Origin of the sequence: Algoriphagus antarcticus (assembly GCF_002150685.1) — a bacterium.
GTDB lineage: Bacteria > Bacteroidota > Bacteroidia > Cytophagales > Cyclobacteriaceae > Algoriphagus > Algoriphagus antarcticus.
In genome coordinates, this window is the sequence record NZ_MSSW01000044.1 from 66169 (window position 1) to 90796 (window position 24628).

Below are 24628 nucleotides of genomic sequence, written 5' to 3' on the forward strand. Positions count from 1 at the left end.
TTCGGATTGAATATTGCCATTAGTTAAAAAAAATTAACAAACTAGGGAGGGATTTGCTTTGAATCAGCCGATTATCAGTTTTTGGCCCGGCTTAATGGTGTTGGAATTGAGGTTATTCAATCGCTTAATTTGTTCCACCGACAGCCCTTCATGCTTTCTGGAAATAATCCACAGGGAATCTCCCGGCTGCACAGTGTATGTGGTTTGTCCTGAGGAGCTTGTTTGAATGGAAGCAACATTTCCCGACATCCCGGAATTGATATTAAGCGTCTGACCAACTCTGATCAGGTTGGAAGAGAGATTATTCCAGGATTTGATCTGAGTCACGGTAACTCCATGACGCTGGGCTATTGATCCCAATACATCTCCAGATCTTACTCTATAAGTAGTGCCGTTTTGTTTGATTTCTTGTGTTAGCGTTTCTACCGATCGCACTTTAACAGTTGACGCTAGTAATACTGTGGGTGCATTGTTCAGTGAATCATTCAGCCAAGCTAAGTTTTGCTTGATGTATGGGACTTTCGACTTCGGAATACGAAGCGCCATGCTTCTATTGCTTTCAGGAAGAGTTTTATTCTTTATCGCAGGATTTAAAGTTTTCAAATCTGCTACGCAAAGATTGGTGAGCTCAGCAAGTTTGTCCAGACTAAGTGCTCTGTCGAAACGGATTTTCTCATATTCTACTACATATGTGGGATCCTCTGGATGGAAATTATGCTCTTCCAGATGATTTAAGATATAGAGCATAGCTTGTACTTGTGGTACATAGCTGCGGGTTTCCCTCGGTAAATAATTGTAGATTCCCCAGAAGGTTTTCTTGCCGCCAGATCTTCGGATTGCTTTTCTCACATTGCCAGGGCCGCAATTGTACGCAGCCATAGCCACTTCCCAATCCCCAAACATGCGATGAAGAGATTTTAGATATTTAGCAGCAGCATCGGTAGAAAGCTCCGGGTCCATTCTGTCATCCACTTCACTGTTGGAATTCATGCCGTACATTCTTCCAGTAGCTGGCATAAACTGCCAAAGACCCATAGCCCCAACCCGAGAGCGTATTTGAGGATCTAGTCCAGATTCGATGATGGATAAATATTTGATTTCTAATGGCATATCATGCTTTGCCATCGTCACATCAAACATCGGAAAAAACAACTCTTTACGAGCCAAGACCATTTTGGTATAGTCTCTATTTCTTACAGTAAAGTATTGGATAAAGGAAAAAATTCGGTCATTCAGCTCAAAGTACATTTCATGATCCATCGATTTTACACGACGATTAATGTCCTCGTAAGTGAAATCAGGAATGTATTCGTAGTGATAATTTGGCAGAATTTCCTCGTCAAGCAACGGAGCTGCCGCTACCGATTCATCATCCTGAGAAAACACTTTGGACAGTGGAATCAGACATGTGATAAGCGCAAGTATGATGGTTCTGAACAAAAGTTTTTTCATACGAATAATGGGTTTATGATGTCAATTCGGTCAAATAATTACTAAAAGCATAGAGTTCAGCCTCTTTGAAAGAGTTGCAAATTACTTGCAATCCAATCGGCATTCCTTGCTCATCTTTTCCATTTGGAAGAGAAATAGCTGGTACTCCTGATACGGATGCTTGCACTGTAAACAGATCTTCAAGATACATCGCTACTGGATTACCACTGTGCTCACCAAACTTAAACGCCGTAGAAGGCGTAGTCGGCATTATAATATAATCAAAATCTTTTAAAAGATTTTCTGTAAAGTCTTTTATTAATCTTCTGACCTTTTGAGCTTTGGTGAAATATGCATCGTGATAGCTCGCGCTAAGTACAAATGTGCCCAGCATTATTCTCCGCTTTACTTCCTCTCCGAATCCTTCGCTTCTCGTCAGCTTATACATGCTTTCCAGATTGTGCGCATTTGGAGTTCGATAACCATATTTCACTCCATCAAATCGAGACAAGTTAGAACTTGCTTCTGCAGTAGTCAGAATATAATAGGTAGGAAGGATAAAATCAAGAAGTGGGAAATTCACCTCGTCTACAGAATGACCTTCAGACTTAAGTCTTTCCAAGATTGCAAGCGTATTGGCTTTGATCTCAGGCTGAAGGGCAGGAGATTCTAATGTTTCTTTTAAGTATGCAACCTTCGCTTTCTTATCGAAATGTAAGAGTTGACTATAAGGTAATACTGATTTTCTTGAAGACGTGCTGTCAAACTCATCGTGCCCAGCCATGATTTCCATCACCAGAGCATTATCTTTTACTGTATGGGAAAATATACCGATACAGTCGAAAGAAGATGCATAAGCGATCAACCCCCAGCGAGAAACACGAGAATAAGTCGGCTTCATTCCGATGACACCTGTAAATGCAGCTGGCTGTCTTACTGAGCCACCCGTATCTGTTCCTAAAGATGTTGTACAGAGATTTGCTTGAACCGCAACTGCTGATCCTCCAGAAGAGCCTCCGGGAACGCGTGATTCATCTGCAGCATTCAATACTTTTCCATGTGCAGAATTCTCATTGGAGCTTCCCATTCCGAATTCGTCACAATTGAGTCTGCCTATGACGATAGCATCCTCATCCAGCAATCTTTGAATAGCTGTGGTGGTGAATTGAGATTCAAAGCCTTTGAGGATTTTGGAGGAAGCGTTTGCCTCATGACCAGTGTAGCAAAGTAAGTCTTTAATACCGACCACCATTCCGGCAAGTTTACCAGCATTGCCCTTAGCTAGCTTCTGATCTATCAGATCAGCTTGCTCTAAAGCGGACTGCTCATAAACTTCGACGAAGGCGTTTAGATGCGCCTTCGTCTCAATGTTTTTTAGATAATGTTGGACTATCGATCGACAGTCTGTTTCCTTCTTTTCGAGCGATTTTTTGATTTCGTCGAATGAGATGAATTTTTCCAATGCTATTGGCTTAAGAGATTACTTTTTTTTGTCTTTCAGCCCCTCTTCAAGGTCGTTCTGAATGTCCTTGGTCGCATCTTTAAATTCTCTGATGCCACGTCCGAGGCCACGAGCCAATTCAGGTATTCTTTTAGCACCAAACAATAGAAGGACGACTAATACGATCAATACGATCGAGCCACCGCCCATGTTTTGAATGAATCCTAATGTAGTCATGATGGAGTGTGTTTATAAGGTAAATGAGATTACAAAGATATAACTGTGATCCGCTTACACAAAGTTCAACGGGAAAGCAGTTCATCTTTTTTATGAATATACGCAATTCTATGCTACTTGGATGTAAGCCACGCCGAAGGATTCATTACGGTCAGGCTTTTCCAGGTCTGAAAATGAACTTCTGCTTCGCCGTTTGCACCTGTAGCTACCTTGCCAATTACGTCTTTTGCGCTGACAGTTTGACCCGATTTTACAGTAATGGTTTTCAACTTACTATACATGGTATAATACTCTCCATGTTTAATAATTACGGTACCACCAAATCCAGGCATTGTCGTGATTTTGGTGACCGTTCCATCGAATACAGCTCTTACATTGGAATTAGGCTGGGTACGAATATCCAAACCATCACTTTCCATGGTAATTCCTTTTAGTGTAGGGTGGGGGTAAGTCCCAAATCCCTGAGTTACAAATCCAGTCTCCACAGGCCAAGGTAGTCTGCCCTTATTTCCTGCAAATGAATTAGACAGAGCGGCTACTTCAGGAGTCATTGGCATACTACTTCCTGATGATTTGGTAGCAGTGCTATTTTCTTTTTTTGCTGCAGCTTCAGCACGGCGTATCTCATCTTCGATCACCTTCTTGATCATCTTGTTCAGCTGATCTTGTTGCTTTTTGGTTGCTGTGATCTGCTTTTTGATGTCTTTCTCCTTGCTGGTAAGTGTGTTTACAATACCTTGTTGCTCACGCTTCATCTTGTCAAGCTGAGTGCGCTCTTTTTGCTCCTCAACAAGTACTTTTTCTTTATCTGCTTTTTTATCATCAAGCAAAACCCGCTGATCTGCTAGCTCAAGACTTAATTTTTCGATTTGAGCTGCTTGTTGCTTGCGGCTGTCTGTGTATTGTTTTAAATACATCAGCCTTGAATAAAGTTGGTTGAAATTAGCTGAGCTGAAAACAAATGAGACAATTGAAAGTCCCCGATTCAGCTTTGAAGCATTGTAAATCATTCTACCGTATTCTGCCTTCAGTTCCTTTAGCTGACTTTCCAAACTAGTTATTTTGGTCTCAGTTTCTTCTATCTCTTGATTGATCAGCTTTACTTCTCTATCTAGCGTGTTGACAAGTCTGTTTTGAGTCTGAAACTGTCTGGTCACAGCATTTAATTCACCAATCGTATTTTTCTTAGTGGCAGTGGTTTGCTTTAGGATTTTGTCAAATTCCAACAAGCGTGCCTGGACTTCGGCTTTTTGTTTCTCAAGTTGCTCACGTGTAATGCTAGTTTGCGCAGCAAGATCAACTGCCGAAAAAAAAATCAATCCAATTAGAAAACTAAATGGAATAAGGTATTTGCGGAGCATGCAATTCAAAATTTGAAGGGGAAGCTAAGAGGTTCGGAGTGAGGATCGACTGAAGTCCACTCCACATGGATTATAGTGTTTTGCCCACCTTCAGGGAGCTGATAGGCTAGCTTATAGAGGACTTCCAAGGGGAAAGGTTTGGAATCAACCTCCTGAAATGTAGCATAGCTGGCAAGTAAAGAGCCTCTATCATCAAGAGAATTACTTACTAGCTCAGAGACCTTTCTGTAATTGACATCGACTTTGGAGAAATAGCGGACTTTGTCGCGAACTTGGGTGAGTTCAAATGATTTGCCCACTCGAACCAATCGGTCTTTGTAATCAACCTTATGCGGTGGATTGGCAAAGAGCACATTTTGAAAAATTTCCAGTGATAATTTCAATCCATAAATTGACTCAAACTCTTTGAATGTCAGATTTACATTTTCCTTTCCGATTCTGTCCTGGATTTGGATTTTTTCCTTGGTGATCAAGCCTCTTACCGCTTCCATTCCCATACCGGGAGAAATAATGAACCAAAGGACAGAATCCTTCTTAGCTCGTAAGTTCAAGTTACCACGGGTGATTTTACCTGACTCTTCTTCGATTACCACTTTAGCCTTTGCGCTCATGAATTCATAATCGGTATAAACGGGGGAAAAATTTTCCATTTTCCCATCTGCCTGATAGACTATCGTCTTTTTGGAGCAGGAGAAAAGAAGGCCTACGCCTATGATGAGCACAATTCCTGCAAAAAGTTTATTCATGGTATTTTCCTTCTTTTATTTTCTGTGAAAGTTTGTCCGATGCTTCCGGGCTTCCTTCGGCTTTTTTCCAATAACTGAGTGCTTCATTCTTTTGACCAAGATGGAATAAAATATCGCCATAATGCTCAAGCATCACCCCACTCGGCTCCGCTTCATGCTTCATGGCTAGCTCCATGTATTTCTTGGCGCCTTCGTAATCTTCCAACTGAAAAAGAACCCATGCATGCGTATCAAGGAAAGTGCCATTATCTGGAAATCGCTTAACAACTTTATAAGACATTGTTTTTGCCTTGTCCAAATTCTTCTTTTCCAGAGAAAGAAAATAGGAATAATTGTTCAGGACTTGCTCGTCATTTGGGTTGAGCTCCAGTGCTTTATCGAAATTTCTAAATGCTTCTTCTTTTTCTCCCAAATTGTAAAGTGAGCTTCCCAAAGAACCGAAAGCTACCTGATCTAATTGCGGATTCTTGTTGGCGTTTAGTTCAATTGCTTTTTTAAGAGAAATGACCGCTTCTTCGTCTTTCTTTTGAGCGGACTTCACTACGCCATCATAAAACCAGAATTCTGGATTTTTAGGAAATTCATCAACTCCAAGAGTGGTGAATTTCTCCAATTCATTGAAATCTGCATCTTCGCCGAAAGATCCCAAAATGACTTTCTCTAGCATTTTATTGTTTTTGGGATTAATCAAAAGTGATTTTTTGAAGTAGTCTATGCCTTCGTCAAGCTTTTGCTCCTGCATTCTGCGCTCACCGAAAGCAGCGTAAATATCCGCATTTTCAGGATTTGAGGTTGACATCAACGTCTCCAGACTATCGAGCAAAATTTCTCGTTTTTGGGTTTTGATCTCAGTAAGTTGACTGATGAAAGCCTTTGATTTGACTTCAGGATCCAGGTCTGGACTTGCGAATGCCGAATATAGATGATGGTTCGATTGCTGGATATCTCCCTTGTCTTTAAGTAGCGTATGTGCAGCCATCTGCAATTCAGGCTGATTTGGATACTTGCTGATTTCTTCAAAAACTAACTCGAGCGCCTGATCTACTCGATCGTTGTTGTATAAAATCTCAACAAGATTCATCACATAAGCAGGGTTGCCTGGCCTTGCTTCTACCAGTTTTTCACCTTCTGCCAAAGCTTGACTAAGGTTATTGTTGTTTAAATAAATCCGCTGCTTTTGTAAGGTGATCGGCTCCATCACCCCATAGAATTCTTCAGCACGATCCAGTGCTACCAATGCTTTGTCCATCTCATTGGAATTCAGATAAATAGAAGCCAAATCCAGGTTGTATTGCTGATTATTTTCGCCATCCTCAGTCAGATTTTCCAGAATTTCCGCTGCTTTGAGCGGTTGCTTGAGATTGGTGTAAATCTCAGCGAGCATCAAAGAATAGTATTTGTTTTCACCATCTAACTCCGCAGCTTTGGTAGCATAGGGCATTGCTTTCTCGGCTTGATTTGCTTTCACCAAAACCTCAGCGATCTTATAATGAATGGCTGGTGCTTCAGGTGAGAATTCCAGCGCTTTTTGAAAATAGAAAAAGGCTTTTTCTAAATCATTAAGTATAAGATTTTTTTCACCTTCTATGAAATATCGAGTGCCTTGAGATTCATTTACTTGAGCTTTACGGGCCTTCTTGGAAAGTCTATCCTGAGCAAAACTTGCTGTAGAGCCTAGAGAGACTAGTAGACATATGAGGAGTATTCTTTTGAAATTCACGGGAAATCTGGACTACAGCTTGAATTCACAAACATAATGCCTTTTATGCAATTAGGCTTTGTTTGCAAGTATGAATGAAATAGATAAAGGGTTTTTAGGCTATTCGGCTTGATAACCATTATTGGCTCAAAAATGATTCCTTGTTTATAAAAATTAAGATTAAAGCTTCTTGCCTTTAGGTAAATACGACATGATCTGTTCTTTTTCCAGTACGAAGATAAGTCCCAGATAAAGTAGAATCAGACTGTTTTTTACGAAGAAATTTAGAATTGGAATTCCCAGATCTAAATAGAATCCCAAGTAACTAACAACAAATGAGGTGAGTAAATAAAAAATACCTTTCGCTGTTTGGTAAGGAATAGGATAATATCTCTGGCCATAGAAATAGCAAAGCAAACACATCACAAAATAACAGGCAATCGTGCTGAGCGCTCCTCCCATATATCCCCAAATAGGAACAAATATGAAAATTATCGCTAGTGTGATTATCGCTCCAACCAAGGTGATCCAGAAACTGTATTTGGTCTGGTCAGTGATTTTGAACCAAATCGAAAGATTGAAATATATTCCAAGAAGCAGGTAGCCCATCAAAAGTGTAGGTACTATAAATAGACCAGCTCCATATCCTGGCTTTCTCAAAAAAAGTGGCCCCAGCCATTCCAAATTCACCGAAATGGCAATCATCAAAAGGGTGCAAAATATGATAAACACATGCATCACCTTGGCATACAAAAGCGGAGAGTTTTTGTCTGCTGACTGCTTGAAAAAGAAAGGCTCAGCGGCATATTTAAACGCCTGAATCACCAAATTCATCAGGATTGCCAGTTTAAAATTGGCCCCAAAAACTCCTCCTGCTTCACGTGCAGTAAGTCCTGCGTAGAAATTAGGAGGAAGTATATACTCAAATAAGAATCGGGAAAGCAACTCGTTGGTTACACCTGCAAACCCCATGAAAAGTAGTGGGATGGAATACCTCCACATGGGATTGATGATAGCGCGTTCCAATTGAAATTTGAAAAATCCAGCTTTCCACCATACAAATGGAATGATCAAACCATTCGCAAATAGATTTGAAAGTAGAATGTATTCCACTCCCCAATCCGATCTGTAACCGAGAAAACCTTCTGGGATCGTTCCATTGGATATCAAATAAGGAAATCCAATAATCAGAAGTAGATTGAAAAATATATTAAGGAGAATGTTGAAAATTTTGGTGCCGGCGAATACCAGTGCCTTGTTTTCTAGGCGAAGCTTGGCAAAAGGAATAGCCAGAATAGCATCAAAGGAAAGTATCAACGCAGTCCATCTGAATAAATAAGCCTGTCCGGGGTAATCCAGCCATTCTGCAAGCCAAGGTGCAACCAAATACAACCCAGACCCAAGCACCAAGGTGCTAGTGATCAGCAAGGATTGAGTGGTATTGTAAACTTTAGCTGGGTCTAGATTTTTGCCTGTAGTGAATCTGAAAAAAGTAGTCTCCATTCCATAGGTGAAGACGATGTTCAGAAATCCGATGAGTGCATAAATACTCGTGAACGAACCTAAAGCCTCTTTGCTGAGGTATTGGGTGTACACGATGATCATTAAAAAATTGATAGATCGACCGAGGATACTACTCAGTCCATAAACTGCGGTTTGCCCAGCTAGTTTTTTGAAATTACTCATCAAGTATAAAGGAGCTTATTCTCCTTTGAAGTGCGGCTGTCTTTTTGCAAGAAAAGCAGAAGTTCCTTCTTTGTAATCACCAGATTTCACACATCTCGCAAAGCTATTTGCCTCGGTTTGGAAGCCATTTTCATCGGGCAAATAAGCTGAATTTACACAGTCGATGATCATGCCAATAGCCAAGGGAGCTTTGCTCAATATTTTCGCAATGAGTTCCTCCGCTTTTGCTAAAGCTTCTTCTTTGGTAGGAAGTACATAATTTACTAGACCTAGGGTCTTCGCTTCTTCAGCATCGATCATGTCACCGGTCATCATGAGTTCATTGGCTTTTCCTCTGCCGATCAGAATGGTTAATCGCTGAGTTCCACCGTAGCCTGGAATGATGCCTAGATTTACTTCTGGCTGACCGAATTTAGCATTTGCAGTAGCAATCCTCAGGTGACAAGCCATGGCTAATTCACAGCCCCCGCCAAGTGTATAACCATTGGTAACGGCGATCACAGGCTTATGGCAATTTTCAATCATACTGAAAATTTCCTGACCATTTTCAGAAAACTTCCGCGCGTTTACTTCATTTAGCGAAGCTATTTCACTTATGTCTGCGCCTGCCACAAACGCTTTTTCACCAGAACCTGTGATAATCACAGCTTTAATCTCCTTGTTGTCCGAAACCTCGTCAAAAATCGATCTTAACTCCTCCAGCGTCTCAAAATTCAGCGCGTTCATTTTGTCTTCTCTGTTGACGGTCAGATGGAGCACTCCACCCTTCATGTCAGTAAGGATATTTTTGAAATCAGCCATAGTTCATCTTTGAGTATAAAAACAAATATACAAGCAGGGTTTTCATTCCCAAACTGTGTACTTAGAAAATGCTAAGTCTAAGGTAAACGATTATTGCCCCTTTTGTAATTTAACCTTGGATAATGTGGATTTTGTCCTAGTTCAAAAACCTGCTTCCACATTTTTATTTTACTTTTGTTCAAAATCGAATTCTAACTAAATCCGCTATACTAATATGTCTTCCAAAAGAAAAATTACTGTTGCCTATGGTGACGGGATCGGCCCCGAAATCATGAAGGCTACTTTGGCGATCCTCGAAGCAGCTGGTGCTCAGCTCGAATACGATGTAATCGAAATCGGTGAGCAAGTTTATCTCAAAGGTATTAGTTCTGGTATGGAGCCAAATGCTTTCGAATCGCTAAGAGAAACGAAAATTTTCTTGAAGTCTCCTATAACAACTCCTCAGGGTGGTGGTTTTAAATCGCTGAATGTGACCACACGAACTTCTTTTGGTCTATATGCGAACGTGCGACCTTGTAAAGCATTTTCGCCTTTTATCCAGACGTATTTCCCTGAGACAGATTTGGTGATTATCCGTGAAAATGAAGAGGATTTATATGCGGGGATAGAGCACAGACAGACTCAGGAAGTTTGCCAGTCTTTGAAATTGATCTCTAAGCCAGGTTCTGAGAAAATTATCCGATATGCATTTGAGTATGCTAAAAAATACGGTCGTAAGAAAGTGACTTGTATGACCAAGGATAACATCATGAAGATTGCAGATGGATTGTTCCACAAGACTTTCAATGAAATAGCCAAGGAATATCCTGAAATAGAAAATGACCACAAGATCATCGATATCGGAACAGCCTTGATCGCTGATCGACCAGAGACATTTGATGTGATCGTGACCTTGAATCTTTACGGAGATATTATTTCTGATGTAGCAGCTCAGGTGACGGGTTCTGTAGGACTTGGCGGCTCTGCAAATGTAGGCGAGGAAGTAGCGATGTTTGAAGCGATCCACGGTTCTGCACCTGATATCACAGGCATGGGTATCGCAAATCCATCTGGTTTGCTAAATGGTGCAATCATGATGTTGGTTCATATCGGCCAGCCTGAGATCGCAGAGAAAATTTCCAATGCTTGGATGAAGACTCTGGAAGATGGAATCCATACAGGTGACATTTATCAGGAGGGACTTTCTACCAAAAAAGCTAGTACGGATGAGTTTGCGAGTGCAGTGATTGAGAGATTGGGTCAAACTCCTGCTACCATGGTTGCTGCTTCTTTTGATAAGGATACTACTCCGATGAATGTATTCGTATCGCCAGTGACCAAAGCCAAGAAAGAATTGATTGGTGTTGACGTATTTGTGGATTGGGATGAGCCAGGAAGAGATCCTCAGGTGCTCGGAGAAAAGCTTCGTCAAACAAATGCTGACGGACTCCAATTGACTTTGATCACAAATCGTGGAATCAAAGTGTTTCCTGATGGAATGCGTGAGTCATTCTGCACGGATCACTGGAGGTGCCGATTCCAAAATGCTGAGCAGTCCACTATTTCCCATGCTCAAATCCGTGAGCTTTTGAAGCAAGTGGAAGAATTGGGATTTGATTTCATCAAAACTGAAAATTTGTACTCTTTCGACGGTGTAAGAGGATATTCTCTGGCACAGGGAGAGTAAGGGGATTGTAAATTTAAAATTTTTGAATTTAAAATGTAAAAGGGAGTGGGGTGACCTGCTCCTTTTTTTTTAATATTATTTTAAACGCGGCGGACACGGAGATTTCCGCAGAGGACGCAGTTTGTAATCTAACCTTTGAGATTCTTTTGACCTCGATGGTTTTGCTGTGTAAGAGAACTAGGGCTGAAAGCCCAATATAGCCCAGCACGAAGGGCTGGGTGAAAAAGTTAATTCCATTTACTAAAGCTCTGAAGGAGCGAAATAGAACTTATATCTTACCAAATGAGGTCCCAATGAATGAATGTTATTTTTAAATATTTGATTTTTTGGTAAGCTACTTGGTACTTTGTACAGTCATGAAAAAACGAGTTCTAATCATCACCTATTATTGGCCACCGAGTGGAGGTTCTGGCGTGCAGCGTTGGTTGAAATTCGCCAAATACCTGCCTGAAGCTGGTTGGGAGCCAGTGATTTTTACGCCAGAGAATCCTGATTTTGACCTGAAAGATACGAGCCTGGAAGGGGAAATCTCCACCGATCTTGAGGTAATGAAATTCCCTATTTGGGAACCTTATCAGCTGTTAGATAGGATTCGCGGGAAGAAAGAATCACATCCAGGAAGAGTGATGGAGCAAAAGGAGCATGGTTATATAGAAAAGGCTGCCATCTGGCTGAGAGCAAATTTAACGGTGCCTGATCCACGAGTTTTTTGGGTGAAGCCTTCGGTCAAATTTTTGACTGAGTTGGTTGAAAAGGGACAGTTTCATGCGATAATAACTACCGGCCCGCCACATTCCATGCATTTGATAGGAAGGGATTTAAAGAGGAAAACAAACATTTTTTGGCTTGCTGATTTCCGTGATCCTTGGTCACAGTGGGAGTTCCTTGACAAACTTCCCATGCAGAACCGTGTCCGGGAGAAGCACAGGAAAATGGAGCAAGAAGTACTAAGTGAGGCAGATTTGGTGACTACTATTTCCCCTACTTTCCAACTTGATTTGGAGCGATTATCCAATCGAAAAATCAATCTGATTACCAATGGATTTGATGACTCTGATATTCCTCAGGGTTTTTCTGTTGGAGAAAAAAAAGCTGGCAGTTTACATCTCGTCTATTCAGGGATTATTGATTCGATCAGGAATCCCATGCCTTTGCTGAAAGCTATGCGTGAGGAATTTTCTAAGGAAAAAGGCGAAGTTAAATTCACTTTTGTTGGGAGGGTGAGCGATCATGTTAGGGAAGAAATTGCTTCGGATTCATGGCTTTCTGAGCATGTGAATTTTGCCGGATATGTGTCTCATCAAGAGGTTTTTGAATTTTATAAAAATGCCGATGCGCTGGCGTTGATTCTTACGAATACTAAAAATGCGAAGGGAAATATTCCTGGGAAGCTTTTTGAATACATGGCGACTACGTTGCCGATCTTGGCTTTGGGCGATCCTGAAGGGGATTCCGCTAAGATTTTGGAAGAATCTGGTGCGGGGAAAGTGTTGGCCCATTCAGCTCATGTGGCTATTCAGGTCGGTTTGAGGAAGTTGTTTGAGCGAAGTGGTGAGGCAGAACCCGCCACAGGAATCGAGCAATATTGCCGTAAAAATCTAAGTTTTCAACTTGCAAACTTATTGGATGAACATTCCCTTTCTTGATCTGAAGAGAATGGATTCGGAACTGAAAAAGGCTTTGAAATCCAAGTTTGAAGTGATGATGGAAAAAGGAATTTTTTCAGGAGGCGAGGAAGTCCAAGCCTTCGAATCTCAAATTTCAGCATACCTCAATTCTCGATTTTCTATTTCTTGCGCCAATGGAACTGATGCGCTTGAACTTGCTTTGCGAGCTTTGGACATTAGCTCTGGCGATGAGGTGATTGTTCCTGCAATGACTTGGGTTTCAACTGCCGAAGTTGTGGTTATGGTGGGAGCAAAGCCAGTATTTTGGGATACAGATGCACATGGGCTTTTGGCCTCTGATTGGGAAAAGGCGGTCACAACAAAAACAAAAGCTGTAATACCTGTGCATCTCTACGGAAAGATGGTGGCAATGGAAATTTTGATGCAAAAAGCAAGAAAGCTTAACCTCTATGTGATAGAAGATGGAGCTCAGTCTTTTGGGGCCTTTCGAAATGGTAAAGCAGCCGGGACTTTTGGTGATGTGGGATGTTTAAGTTTTTACCCGACAAAAAACCTTGGAGCTATGGGAGAAGCGGGGATGTGTTTGACTTATTCAGGTGAACTGAATGACCGAATTCAAATGCTTCTCAATCATGGGCAGTTGGTTCGTGATGAACATGAATTGGTTGGGAGAAATAGCCGAATTGATTCTTTACAGGCGGGATTTTTAAATGTCTTTTTAGAACGCTTTAATTCATTTCAAACCTTGAGGAAGAGGTTTGCTAAAATGTACATAGAAGGTTTGACTGGAATAGAGGAGTTACAACTTCCATCAGGTATTTTGGAAGAAGATCATAATGCTCATCTTTTTGTAATTCAAACAGCTAGAAGAGATGAGCTGAAAAGGTTTCTTTTGGAAAAAGAAATTGGGACATCTATTCATTACCCTCATATTTTGCCTGATATGAAGCCTTTTCGCTGTGGAGGAGATTTTCAAAATGCCAGAAATCTCAGCCAGCGTGGGCTTTCCCTGCCGGTGAATCCTTGGATGATCGATCTCGAAATTGAAAGTGTAGTTAAAACTATTCAGGAGTTTTTCGCTTAATTTCCCCAATGACTTGGACTCAAGACCCGATTTATGTCAGTGGGATGCTTTGCATGTTTGTGCTGCTTTCTGTGTGGCTTGCCAAATTCAAAGGTTGGAAGACGCTCGGCACACCAATTTTGGTGATTCTGATTGCGGCAATTGCAGCTAACATCGGAGTCATCCCGACAGCCACAAATGGAAATCCGGTTTATACGGGAGTGTTTCTATATCTAGCGCCGATGGGGATTTTCATAGCCTTGTTGGAGGTAGATCTTAAAAGTCTCAAAAAGGCTGGAGGGCCGATTTTGTTCATGTTTGGAATTGGTGGGCTGGGGACGATTATCGGTGTGCTGGTCGCCTGGTTTTTGGTAAAGCCAGCAGCGGAAATTGGTTCTATTGCCAATGCTGTCGCTGGAATGTACACAGGCACCTATATAGGTGGAAGCATCAATTTCAACGCTATAGCACTGAGTTATCATGTCAATGAAAATGCGGATTTGTACGCGGCGACTACGGTGGTAGATAATTTGATAGGCACGCCTTGGATTATTGCTACCCTGATTTTACCAAAGTATTTGCAATCCTTTTTTCCTAGAAAAAAACTGCTTCCTCTGAACAGTGCGGCTCAAAAAATAAAGACTGAAGAATCAATCAGCATTGCTGGGTTTGCTGCGATTTTTGGCCTGGCATTTTTAGCTATGGCAATTTCCAAGTTTGTCTTGCACGCTTTTCCACAAATACCCGAGATTCTCACATTAACCACACTTGCGTTGATTTTGGCTCAGATTCCTTTTATTAAGAAATTGTCAGGAACTCACACCATCGGTTTTTTCCTCATCTTACTTTTTCTGGCTACCATCGGCACACTTTGCGATCTAAATACCCTTTCTGGACTCGGTGATTTGGCTGGGACGCTGATACTTTTTGTTACCATACTTGTCCTGATTCACGGCCTGGTGATTTTTGGTGTAGGAGCGCTATTCAGAATTGACTGGGATGTCATAGCGGTAGCTTCTCAAGCAAACGTGGGTGGAAATACTACAGCGCTTGCTTCGGCGGAAAGTTTGAATCGGCCTGATCTACTTATTCCAGGGGTATTGGTAGGGAGTTTGGGGAATGCGCTGGGGACATATGCTGGATTTTTTATTGCAGGGATGCTGGGTTGATGCTACTTTTAGAATAGTTCGTAGTTTATCTGTATTTATCCGCGAAATGAAGTGTTTGATAAAAGATAAAAAATTTACTACCTTAAAATCGAATTTTACTGTAATAAAATTTTGATTATGGGTAGTACAGTTGATCTATTTATTTCAAGAAGCCCGAAAAAAACATCAAATTCCCAACCAGACGATAAAGCCCTTTGGCAAAGTGTCAGGAAAGGTAATGACCTTGCTTTTTCTAGCTTATTCCAGCGGTTTTCCAATTTACTTTTCAATTATGGAATGCATTTTTGCTACAATCGAGAATTGGTCAAAGATTGTATCCAAGAGCTTTTTACTAATATATGGAATAGGAGAGAATCGCTTACTGAGATCGATTCGGTCAAATATTATCTTTTCAAGTCTTTTCGGAACCTACTAATCCAGTATATCAATAGAGATCGAAAGTTCTGTGTGGATGCGAATGAAGGTCAGAACTTTGGAGAATCTGAACCTCCGATAGAGAGTAGTATTATTATTCAAGATTCCCTAAATGAAAATGAAGGGAGGATTTCCTCAGCACTTTCTAAAATTTCAAAAAGACAGCGAGAGATCGTGGTACTCAAATATTTCAATGATCTGAGCTATTCTGAGATAGCGAGTTTAATGTCTATCACACCTGCTTCTGCTCACAACCTTCTATCAAAGGCTTTACAATGTCTGAGAATAGTAATGAAGGTTTTTTTGTTAGCCTTCTCATTTGATTATTTAGTATAAAGCTTTCTTATACTGTTATGTAAATCAGGTGATTGAATTGATTTTGCTTCATTATTTTATTTTCTGAAAATGCAATCATGAATTGTACTCTCAGACTCGAGAAAGAATGAGATCGTTGATTTCTCATTTTCCATATATTTTTTTCAACTTGATAAGCGGGGAAAGCAGGATATTCTCTTGATTGACATCGATTCCGCTAAAAACCGATGCCACTTTATCCTAAGCTCTTTCCATAATCAGTCTCCTGCGGCGGACTTGCGTGTGGGTGAAACGCCGCTTCCTTCTCTTAAAAATGTAACCCAATCCTTTGCGATTTCTTTGTGAATATTCTTTGCAAAAAGGGCCCTAGAAAAAAGTTTTAAAAATATGATGAGGTTTTGATGCCTTCCTACTCTTATAGATATAAACCAAAAAAGTAAAGTGAATCATCAACCTACCGATTACGATAATTTTATCAGAGATGACTTTGTCACGGATCCATTTTTTAAGGAATGGGTTCTCTATTCTGATCCGAATCATGATGAATTTTGGATGGGCTGGAAGGATGAGAATCCATCTAAAGTTTCAATGGTAGAAGATGCAAGAGCAATGATTTTGAGTTTGGAGAAGTCAAAGCTTGAAATGAATTCAGATGAATTGCTATCGGTCTGGGATGCCATCCAAGGCGACATAACACAGCCCCCAAAGTCTCTTGATAAAAGGACTTTATGGCCTTTTGTTTCTTTAGTTGCATCTATTTCTCTTCTCTTACTTGTCTGGTATTGGTATGAGTTGCCAAAGGAAACCGAATACCGAACTGCTTTTGGGGAAACCAAAGAAATCATGCTGCCTGACAGCTCCCAGGTGATTCTGAATTCAAATTCCAAATTGACTTTTGTTGATAATTGGGAAGGTCAAATGGCTAGAGAGATATGGATTGAAGGGGAGGCGTTTTTCAGCGTTGTTCACAAAGTAGATCATCAGCCTTTTAAAGTTTTCAGCTCTCAAAATGTGGCCATAGAAGTACTCGGGACAGAATTTAATGTTTACAATCGATCTCAAGAGACCGAAGTAGTACTAACATCTGGACTGGTGACACTGAGCTTTCCTGTGAAAGAGAAGGAAGGCAAAATCCTGATGAATCCTGGGGATTTAGTAGAGTTTAAAGAAAGTACGTTTCAGCGCAAGACGGTAAATACCTCGCTTTATACTTCGTGGAAAGATAAAGTGCTCCATCTAGATGAAACCAGCTTGGATGAAATCATAAAAATGGCGCGAAATAATTATGGAATTGAGATTGAAATTCAAGATGAAGGAGTGCTAAAGCAAACAGCATCAGGCTCTATGCCACTTGGTGATGCTAAGAATTTTATGGAACAGATTTCCAAAATATTCAATATCGAAATAGTAAAAGAGCAAAATAAGTACCTGATTAAATAATCCAAAATGAAGTGTTCCCCAAATAACCTGAACCCTGTTTACTATGAGAAAGTTTGTACTATTATTATGTATAAGCTATTCGATTTCTTGGTTTGCATTAGCGCAAGTCGAGGGTTTGATAGCTTCAGAAAAGAACCTAGATACCTTTTCATCTAGGAATGAAAACAGAGACCTGAAAGAGGTTCTGAGTCAATTCGAGAGCAATTTTAGTGTCTCGATAGCATACAAAGATGATTTGGTTCAATCCAAAATAGTCAAGTCATCAAAAACTTCCTTTACTACTGTGGAGGAAGGGTTGAAAGTAATCCTGAAAGAGACAGGTCTCAGCTATGAAAAGGCTGGGGAGAATTTTTATGTGATATTTCAAAATAAGTCCACCCAATCTTCAAAAGCTGCTGATTTGAAATATATTCAGACTTCAGCCAATTCATCATCGCCTGATGGAAGAATTTCGATGGGCACGACAAAAACTTTGAGGAACGAGGTTCCCAAAAGCAATCGTCGCAGAATAGAGATTACCGGCACAGTTACCGACGAAAACGGCGCAGCTTTTCCTGGAGTTAACATTCTCCTAAAGGGAACTGCCGTAGGTACCGTTTCCGGCAACAATGGCAACTATTCCATAAATGCAGAAAGTGAGACATCTGTATTGGTTTTTTCTTTTGTAGGATATCTCAACCAAGAAATTGTGGTGGGTAATAGGTCAGAAGTGAATGTTATCATGAAAGTAGATGAAAGCGACCTTGAAGAAGTTGTTGTAACTGCACTTGGAATAGAGAAATCTGCCAAAAGCCTGGGTTATGCTACCTCTACCGTGAAGTCTGATGAGCTTACAATTAACAGGACTCCCAATGTCATGAATGCGCTTCAAGGAAAAGTGGCTGGCGTGTCCATCTCTGCCTTGGGAACTGGCCCAGGAGGTACTTCCAAAATCCGTATTCGAGGTCAGTCTTCTATTTCAGGTCAAAATAACCCACTTATAGTTGTAAATGGGGTACCAATAGATAACACAAACTTTGGAACAAACCCGGGTAATAATGCCTCTGACAATTCTCTAGGAGTCCGTGGAGGTGGTAATACTTCTGACGGTGGTGATGGACTATCCAGTATAAATCCTGACGATGTGGAAACTATGACGATCCTTAAGGGAGCTGCCGCAGCTGCATTGTACGGCTCGCGTGCCAAAGACGGCGTAATCATGATCACTACCAAAAGCAAAAACGATAGTCGTGGCATAGGTGTGACCTATAACCTGAATTATACCAATGAGGCTCCGTTGGATTTTACAGATTACCAGTATGAGTACGGTCAGGGAGAGCAAGGTGTAAGACCGACTACTCCAAACCCTACTTCAGGGCAATGGTCTTTCGGGGAGAAATTTCAGCCTGGAATGACTCAAATGCTATTCAATGGAGTGACTGTGCCATATGTGCCTGTGAGGGGAATAATCAATGATTTCTTTCGTAATGGCCAGAATGTGACTAATTCGGTTACCCTAGCTACTTCAGGTGAAAAAGGAGGAATGAGCTTGTCGTTTTCGGATCTGAGTAGCAAGGGAATTGTCCCAAACAATACATACAATAGAAAGACAATAAATCTTGGATTTGCTTATGATTTAAGTTCAAAATTAAGCTTCACAGGGAATTTTAATTACTCAAACGAGGAGAATACTAATGCGCCAAACATCGGTCAGCAGGACAACACCATTCCTGTAGCACTATTCACTATGGCGAATTCAATGCCTTTGGATGTGCTACGGGATAATGTATATGATGCGAATGGGAACGAGGCAGTTTATTCGAGATTCAGGAATCGTACGAATCCTTACTTTACCCTCTTTGAGCAATTCCAAAATATTCGAAGAGATAGAATCTTTGGGAATATCGCTGTGAAATACAACCTGACAGACTGGTTGTTTGTCCAAGGAAGAGTTGGACAGGATTTCTGGACCAGAGATCAGGATTATAACAATTACCCGACAGGACAGGCTTCCCGTGCACTAGCACCTCCAGGCTTCGTAAATGGCGTGTATACACAGGATCAGCGAAGATTCCGTGAATTGAACACCGACTTTTTGATTAATGCGAATAAGAAGTTTGGAGACTTTGGACTGAATGCAAACTTTGGTGGAAACCATATGCAGCGAAGGTCTGATTTGAATAGTGTACAAGTCACCGACTTTGTGGTGAGAGATCTATATACAGTACAAAATGGTCGAGCAAAAGATCCTATTTACGATCTGAATGAGCGTGCTGTAAACTCCCTCTATGGATCTGCAGAGGTCTCCTATAAAGACATGCTGTTTCTGACAGGTACTGTGAGGAATGATTGGTTCTCTACCCTTTCCAAAGAAAATAGAAGTATTATTTATCCTTCTGTTTCTGCGAGTTGGGTGTTTACAGAGAATTTTGGTAAAAGCAGCTGGTTGAATTTTGGAAAGCTGAGAGCCGCCTATGCGGAAGTGGGTAGTGATGCCGATGTAGGAGCTTATTCCAATGTGCTTTTCTACGGTATAAACAACAACCTCTTTGGCGGTCAGCCAGTAGGAGGGCCTAACGGGTCAAATCTCCCAAATCCGAATTTGCGTCCAATGAGAATTGGAGAAGCTGAAGTTGGGTTTGAGCTACGTATGTTTCAAGGTAGAGTAAGTCTTGACATGGCGGCGTATAGAAAACTCACTACAGACCAGATCGTAAGTGCACAGATTTCTGATGCTTCCGGGTTTGTGAATACTTCTATCAATAGTGGTCAAAGTGAAAACAAAGGTGTGGAAATGCTTTTGACACTTGTTCCTGTTGAGTCTGAGCATTTCACTTGGGAATCCTCTATAAATGCAGCGTACAATAAAACTGAAGTCCTTAGTCTTCTGACCGATACACCCGGAGAGCGAATTACGGTAGGAACTCACGTTTTCAATGGAGAACTGAGACAAATCGTAGGATTGGAAATGGGACAAATTGCTGGTTTCGGTTACAGAAGAGATGCGCAGGGAAGGAAGATTTTTGGTGCTAATGGTATTCCGCTTCGTACGTCAGATTTGATCAATTTCGGAAGTGCTCTACCGAATTGGGTGGGAGGTTTTAATAACTCATTCAATTATAAAGGAGTGATGCTTTCATTCCTGATTGACTTCAAACTAGGAAATATTATGCTTTCAGGTACCAATTTCAACGCTACTAGACATGGACTTCATAAGATGACTTTGGAGGGTAGAGAAGGGGGAGTGGTAGGAGAGGGAGTAAACGAAGCTGGTGAGATAAATAAGGTGGTAGCACCTGTACAATCTTATTGGGAAGTGGTGAGATCTCAAGCCTTGGTGGAGCCGGTGATCTATGATGGAGGCTATTGGAAGCTGAGGCAAATCACACTGGGCTATGATTTCACCAAGCATTTGCCGGAGAAACAACCTTTCAAATCAGTGAAGCTGAATTTTGTGGCCAACAACGTATTCATGATAAAGAAATGGGTAGATAATATCGATCCAGAATCTTTCGGGTATTCCTCCGATAATTTGGTCGGTATGGAGTCCACTGGTCTTCCATCTACCAGAGGTTTAGGTTTTAATCTTAATGTCAAATTCTAAGCTATACAGACATGAAATTGAGCATAACTCAAGCGTTACACCTTGCGATGATAATTAACCATGCGAGATTCCATGTGACCTATAAAAATCAAATTTTAAAGACATGAAAAAGATCATTAATTATATATTCTTAGTGTCCATTTTGGTGTATTCATCAGCATGCGACAATAATTTCGACGAACTAAATATCAATAAGGTAAGTGCTACTGCAATTGATCCCGCATTTCAGTTAAATGCCGCAATTGTGGGTTGCGCTTATCCTAATGGTACTTTGATCTATGATATCGGCGTGGTGCAGCAAATAATATCTCCAAACTCAGGGGTGCTTACTGGTGCCAATTATAATCAAGACAATAGAATTTCTACTCAGGAGGTTTGGCAGGCATACTATCGGAATGTGATTAAAAACACCAAAGACGTAATCAGCAGAATCCAAGATGATCCTGCCAGGGCAAATCTGCTACAGATGACAAGAATCATTCAAGCATTTGCATTTATGGTTTTGACAGATGAATATGGAAGCATTCCTTATTTTGAGGGAGGAGTAGGTTATTCTCAGCAGGTATATTTTCCTGTTTATGATTCACAAGAAGTTATTTATGCAGATATCATAAAGGAATTGACCGAAGCTACCACTGCTTTGAATCTGTCAGGAAAAGTGGAAACAGCAGATATTTTGTATGCTGGTGATTTGAACAAGTGGAAGAGCTTTGGTTATTCTTTACTACTCAGAGCAGGAATGCGGCTGAGCGAAGTGGATCCGAGTAGAGCACAGCAGATTGTTCAGGCCGCAGTGCAGGGAGGTGTAATCTTGTCGAATTCAGCCAATGCAAAAATCGCTCATGATCCAAACTATATTAATCCAATTGGGAACTTGCTAAACGCAACTGAAGCTTCCAATTTCTATCTGACAGCTCCTTTTGTAGACTATTTAAAAAGCAAAAACGATCCTCGCCTTACTGCAATTGCGATCACCTATGTGGGTGCCAAATCCGGGCCAGAGCAAACTCCCGGCAGCGGTACTTATGAAGCCAGCGTCCATGTAGGGATGCCAATGGGAAATGATAATGTAGGGGCTGTGAAAGCAGCTTCGGATTTAGGGTTGACTAGTTTCTATGAATTTGCGCAAGCAGATAGGAGGAGACTTGCGAAGAATACTGCGCCAAACTTCCTAGTAACAGCATCTCAAAACTACCTTTTATTAGCTGAAGCAAGGCAAAGAGGCTGGATAACCTCAGAGACGGTTGAATCCTATTATACTGCTGGAGTAAGAGCTCACATGGATCAGTTGGGTATAGTGGATGTAGCCTCATCAATTTCAACCGCAGCCGTGGATGCCTATCTAGCTGCCAATCCATTTGATGCCTCCAAGGCCTTAGAGCAGATCAATACGCAATATTGGGTTTCATCCTTTCTGAATGGTCCAGAAGCCTTTGCGAATTTTCGTAGATCGGGGTTCCCAACTCTAACTGCCAATCCTTTCGATGGTAGGGAGGTGCCGTTTATCAATCGACTGACTTATCCTAACTCTGAAATTTCTGTGAATTCAGAAAATGTAGGAGCTGCGATAGCATCTCAAGGAGCTGATAACTTGGAAACAAAAGTTTGGTGGGATAAATAAATTAATGCAGGGCTTGGTGGATACCGAGCCCTGTTTAGTATAGAAATCAAATAGAATTATGATCAGAAAATTTACTATCACCCTTTTCCTGTCACTGTTTATTCTAACGGATTTACTAGCTCAGCAAATTTCAAAAGAGGAAATGCTTTTTCTCACTCAACAGTGGGAGGGCGAGCGGTTTGAAGATGGTCGGCCTAAAGTATCGGATGACATTCTTCGAAGAATGAGACAAGTGACACATGACGAAGCCTGGGCAGTTATGAAAAATGCAGGCTACAAATACCAGTATGCAGACGGTTGGAGTTTGTTAATCAATCCCGACAGCATTTTAATTGGGAGAGCAGTGACCGCGACTTTTATGCCCGGTAGGCCAGATATCCACGATGCCATCGATGAGCGAGGCAAGAAGGAAGGGAAGAGAGGACAAAATTCTTGGCCGGTAGATGTCCTTCAACAGGGAGATGTATATGTGGTCGACCAGTTTGGGATTCATAATGGAGGGCCTACCATTGGTGACAATGTCGGCAACGCTATTTATGCCAAAACTGGAAATGGGATCGTGTACGAAGGAGCTGTGAGAGATATTGTGGGGCTAAAGGAAATTGGCTCTTTTACTTCGTTTGTTTCCAGTTATCATCCTTCCCATCACAATCAGTCGGGCGATCTGAATACCATGCTGATTGGAATTAATAAACCTACCAGGATTCATCAGGTAACTGTAATGGCTGGTGATGTCGTGCTCGGTAGAGATGGTGCGTTGTCTTTTATCCCAGCACATTTGGCGGAAAAAGTGGTAGTGACTTCAGAAGTTGTCCGTCTTAGAGATATGTTTGGACATCAGAGAATTAGAGAAGGAACTTATACCGCAGGACAAATTGACACGCGATGGTCGGATGAAATCGAAAAGGATTTTTCCAAATGGCTCACAGAGCATATGGATGAGCTTCCCATAGCAAAAGACCAGATTCAAGAAATACTGAAAAACAGAACTTGGTAACCCAAAATTCAAACTTATGAAAAACAAGAATTCAAGAAGATCCTTCCTTCAAAAAGGAGCAGCAGTAGGGCTAACTGGAGCTGGCTTACTTTCTACTTTTGGACAAGGATTGAATGCTGCTGTAGTTAAACAAAATCCCTATTCAAATCCTGCCGATCTCAAAATCACCGATGTAAAATGCGGTTATGTGAGAGGAGCAGTTTATGTAAAAATTTACACCAATCAGGATGTCTGGGGATGTGGTGAGGCTGTAGATGCGATTCAAGGATCCTATTACTTGGTCAAAAGATTAGGGGAGCAGATTAAAGGTCAAAATCCACTCAACCCAAATCGCCTAGCGGAACAAGTCCGCAAGGGAGCATTTTTTGGTGGTGCTCAGTCTGGGGTTTTTGTTGCAGTTTTGACAGCTATAGAGACAGCACTGTGGGATATTACCGGTAAAGTCTTTGGTGTTCCAGTTTATCAATTGTTGGGTGGAAAATTCCGTGATAAAATCCGTGTGTATTGCGACACAGCACTTTATACTTCTGGTAATCCCACTCCTGATGATTATTCAGCTGCAGCAAAAGATGCCGTTTCCAGAGGATACAATGCGGTGAAATTCGATGTGGATGATGGTCGGGATCCTAACAAATACGATCGCTTCAACTGGACAGCTAGTCCTGCTGAGATCGATAGAATGTACAATGCAATCGCTGCGGTAAGAGAAACGGTAGGCCCAAAAATCGATGTATGCGTAGACATGCATGGCCGATACGACGCTGTGACAGGAATGAAAATGGCCAAAATGTATGAACCGCTGAATCTTATGTGGCTGGAAGAACCTGTGCCAGCTGACAATCCTGAGGTGTATAAGCACATCACTCAGGAGACCAGCACTCCGATTTGTGCCGGAGAGAATATTTATTTGGCGTATGGATTTACCAAACTTCTCTCAGACGGGGCACTGAATATCATTATGCCAGATTTGCAAAAGGCAGGAGGATTGGGAGAAGCTCAGCGGATTGCCAACTTGGCCAATCTATATTATGTGCCTTTTTCACCACATATGGTGGCCTCTTTCTTGGGTGCGATGGCGAGCTGCCATGTTTGTGCTTCGGTGCCAAATTTTCAGATAATGGAATGGCAAATCTATATGGATAAAGATGATCTCTGGAAAGATATAGTGACGTATGATGGACCAAAAACTGAAAACAGCTTTATCACTCTTTCTGAAAAACCTGGTATTGGTGTAGAAATCAATGAGGAAGGAATGAAAAAGTATGCAGTTCCTGGAGTTCCTTTTTTTGAGTAAATAAGAAATGCTTTGAAATTTTGAACTGCTAAATGA

The 24628-nt window shown here is 41.2% G+C and carries 18 protein-coding genes; 10 read left to right on the forward strand and 8 right to left on the reverse strand.

Going from position 1 to position 24628, the window contains the following annotated elements; genetic code table 11:
• Positions 1-63: 63 nt before the first annotated feature.
• The 8 genes from BVH04_RS14735 to BVH04_RS14770 all read right to left on the reverse strand — a co-directional run bounded on the left by BVH04_RS14735 (position 64) and on the right by BVH04_RS14770 (position 9402).
• The gene (locus BVH04_RS14735; RefSeq protein ID WP_086542227.1) at positions 64-1452 is read right to left on the reverse strand and encodes a LysM peptidoglycan-binding domain-containing protein; all 1389 of its coding nucleotides are present in this window, start codon (positions 1450-1452) and stop codon (positions 64-66) included.
• Positions 1453-1465: 13 nt separating this feature from the next.
• Entirely contained in the window at positions 1466-2893 is a 1428-nt protein-coding gene (gene gatA, locus BVH04_RS14740) for an Asp-tRNA(Asn)/Glu-tRNA(Gln) amidotransferase subunit GatA (RefSeq protein WP_086542228.1), read from the reverse strand.
• A gap of 18 nt (positions 2894-2911) precedes the next feature.
• The gene (tatA, locus tag BVH04_RS14745) at positions 2912-3109 is read right to left on the reverse strand and encodes a twin-arginine translocase TatA/TatE family subunit (RefSeq protein ID WP_074223171.1); all 198 of its coding nucleotides are present in this window, start codon (positions 3107-3109) and stop codon (positions 2912-2914) included.
• Between the two features lie 113 nt (positions 3110-3222).
• Entirely contained in the window at positions 3223-4470 is a 1248-nt protein-coding gene (locus tag BVH04_RS14750; protein ID WP_086542229.1) for a murein hydrolase activator EnvC family protein, read from the reverse strand.
• Positions 4471-4475: 5 nt separating this feature from the next.
• Positions 4476-5216, reverse strand: coding sequence for a DUF4292 domain-containing protein (locus BVH04_RS14755; RefSeq protein WP_086542230.1), 741 nt, complete (start codon positions 5214-5216; stop codon positions 4476-4478).
• Positions 5209-6936, reverse strand: coding sequence for a tetratricopeptide repeat protein (locus BVH04_RS14760; protein ID WP_086542231.1), 1728 nt, complete (start codon positions 6934-6936; stop codon positions 5209-5211). The genes BVH04_RS14755 and BVH04_RS14760 overlap by 8 nt, the downstream gene beginning before the upstream one ends.
• 159 nt (positions 6937-7095) lie before the next feature.
• Complete coding sequence (locus tag BVH04_RS14765) at positions 7096-8601, reverse strand: polysaccharide biosynthesis C-terminal domain-containing protein (RefSeq protein ID WP_086542232.1); 1506 nt, start codon at positions 8599-8601, stop codon at positions 7096-7098.
• A gap of 15 nt (positions 8602-8616) precedes the next feature.
• Entirely contained in the window at positions 8617-9402 is a 786-nt protein-coding gene (locus tag BVH04_RS14770) for an enoyl-CoA hydratase/isomerase family protein (protein WP_086542233.1), read from the reverse strand.
• 214 nt (positions 9403-9616) lie between these two features.
• On the opposite strand from BVH04_RS14770, the gene BVH04_RS14775 reads away from it, so the two are divergent.
• From BVH04_RS14775 to BVH04_RS14820, 10 genes are all read left to right on the forward strand, one after another.
• A complete protein-coding gene (locus BVH04_RS14775; RefSeq protein ID WP_086542234.1) occupies positions 9617-11068 on the forward strand; it encodes an NADP-dependent isocitrate dehydrogenase in 1452 nt (483 codons plus the stop codon).
• Between the two features lie 356 nt (positions 11069-11424).
• On the forward strand, positions 11425-12714 hold the full coding sequence (locus BVH04_RS14780; RefSeq protein ID WP_086542235.1) for a glycosyltransferase family 4 protein: 1290 nt from the start codon (positions 11425-11427) through the stop codon (positions 12712-12714).
• The gene (locus tag BVH04_RS14785) at positions 12695-13780 is read left to right on the forward strand and encodes a DegT/DnrJ/EryC1/StrS family aminotransferase (RefSeq protein ID WP_086542236.1); all 1086 of its coding nucleotides are present in this window, start codon (positions 12695-12697) and stop codon (positions 13778-13780) included. Before BVH04_RS14780 ends, BVH04_RS14785 begins: the two co-directional genes overlap by 20 nt.
• An 8-nt stretch (positions 13781-13788) precedes the next feature.
• On the forward strand, positions 13789-14928 hold the full coding sequence (locus tag BVH04_RS14790; protein WP_086542237.1) for a DUF819 family protein: 1140 nt from the start codon (positions 13789-13791) through the stop codon (positions 14926-14928).
• A gap of 117 nt (positions 14929-15045) precedes the next feature.
• Positions 15046-15678, forward strand: a complete 633-nt coding sequence (locus BVH04_RS14795) for an RNA polymerase sigma factor (RefSeq protein ID WP_086542238.1) — start codon at positions 15046-15048, stop codon at positions 15676-15678.
• A 420-nt stretch (positions 15679-16098) separates the two neighbouring features.
• Complete coding sequence (locus BVH04_RS14800; RefSeq protein WP_086542239.1) at positions 16099-17097, forward strand: FecR family protein; 999 nt, start codon at positions 16099-16101, stop codon at positions 17095-17097.
• A gap of 454 nt (positions 17098-17551) precedes the next feature.
• Positions 17552-20680, forward strand: coding sequence for a SusC/RagA family TonB-linked outer membrane protein (locus BVH04_RS14805; protein ID WP_086542272.1), 3129 nt, complete (start codon positions 17552-17554; stop codon positions 20678-20680).
• Between the two features lie 103 nt (positions 20681-20783).
• Positions 20784-22301, forward strand: a complete 1518-nt coding sequence (locus BVH04_RS14810) for a SusD/RagB family nutrient-binding outer membrane lipoprotein (protein ID WP_086542240.1) — start codon at positions 20784-20786, stop codon at positions 22299-22301.
• A gap of 58 nt (positions 22302-22359) precedes the next feature.
• A complete protein-coding gene (locus tag BVH04_RS14815) occupies positions 22360-23298 on the forward strand; it encodes an RraA family protein (protein ID WP_086542241.1) in 939 nt (312 codons plus the stop codon).
• A 16-nt stretch (positions 23299-23314) separates the two neighbouring features.
• Positions 23315-24592, forward strand: coding sequence for a mandelate racemase/muconate lactonizing enzyme family protein (locus tag BVH04_RS14820; RefSeq protein WP_086542242.1), 1278 nt, complete (start codon positions 23315-23317; stop codon positions 24590-24592).
• The last annotated feature ends 36 nt before the right edge of the window (positions 24593-24628 follow it).

What these genes read in the sequence shown, in the direction of transcription:
- BVH04_RS14735 (WP_086542227.1), bottom strand. Translation starts at nt 1,452, where the DNA reads ATGAAAAAACTTTTGTTCAGAACCATCATACTTGCGCTTATCACATGT.
- tatA (WP_074223171.1), bottom strand. Translation starts at nt 3,109, where the DNA reads ATGACTACATTAGGATTCATTCAAAACATGGGCGGTGGCTCGATCGTA.
- BVH04_RS14750 (WP_086542229.1), bottom strand. Translation starts at nt 4,470, where the DNA reads ATGCTCCGCAAATACCTTATTCCATTTAGTTTTCTAATTGGATTGATT.
- BVH04_RS14755 (WP_086542230.1), bottom strand. Translation starts at nt 5,216, where the DNA reads ATGAATAAACTTTTTGCAGGAATTGTGCTCATCATAGGCGTAGGCCTT.
- BVH04_RS14765 (WP_086542232.1), bottom strand. Translation starts at nt 8,601, where the DNA reads ATGAGTAATTTCAAAAAACTAGCTGGGCAAACCGCAGTTTATGGACTG.
- BVH04_RS14770 (WP_086542233.1), bottom strand. Translation starts at nt 9,402, where the DNA reads ATGGCTGATTTCAAAAATATCCTTACTGACATGAAGGGTGGAGTGCTC.
- BVH04_RS14775 (WP_086542234.1), top strand. Translation starts at nt 9,617, where the DNA reads ATGTCTTCCAAAAGAAAAATTACTGTTGCCTATGGTGACGGGATCGGC.
- BVH04_RS14780 (WP_086542235.1), top strand. Translation starts at nt 11,425, where the DNA reads ATGAAAAAACGAGTTCTAATCATCACCTATTATTGGCCACCGAGTGGA.
- BVH04_RS14785 (WP_086542236.1), top strand. Translation starts at nt 12,695, where the DNA reads ATGAACATTCCCTTTCTTGATCTGAAGAGAATGGATTCGGAACTGAAA.
- BVH04_RS14790 (WP_086542237.1), top strand. Translation starts at nt 13,789, where the DNA reads ATGACTTGGACTCAAGACCCGATTTATGTCAGTGGGATGCTTTGCATG.
- BVH04_RS14795 (WP_086542238.1), top strand. Translation starts at nt 15,046, where the DNA reads ATGGGTAGTACAGTTGATCTATTTATTTCAAGAAGCCCGAAAAAAACA.
- BVH04_RS14805 (WP_086542272.1), top strand. Translation starts at nt 17,552, where the DNA reads ATGGGCACGACAAAAACTTTGAGGAACGAGGTTCCCAAAAGCAATCGT.
- BVH04_RS14810 (WP_086542240.1), top strand. Translation starts at nt 20,784, where the DNA reads ATGAAAAAGATCATTAATTATATATTCTTAGTGTCCATTTTGGTGTAT.
- BVH04_RS14815 (WP_086542241.1), top strand. Translation starts at nt 22,360, where the DNA reads ATGATCAGAAAATTTACTATCACCCTTTTCCTGTCACTGTTTATTCTA.
- BVH04_RS14820 (WP_086542242.1), top strand. Translation starts at nt 23,315, where the DNA reads ATGAAAAACAAGAATTCAAGAAGATCCTTCCTTCAAAAAGGAGCAGCA.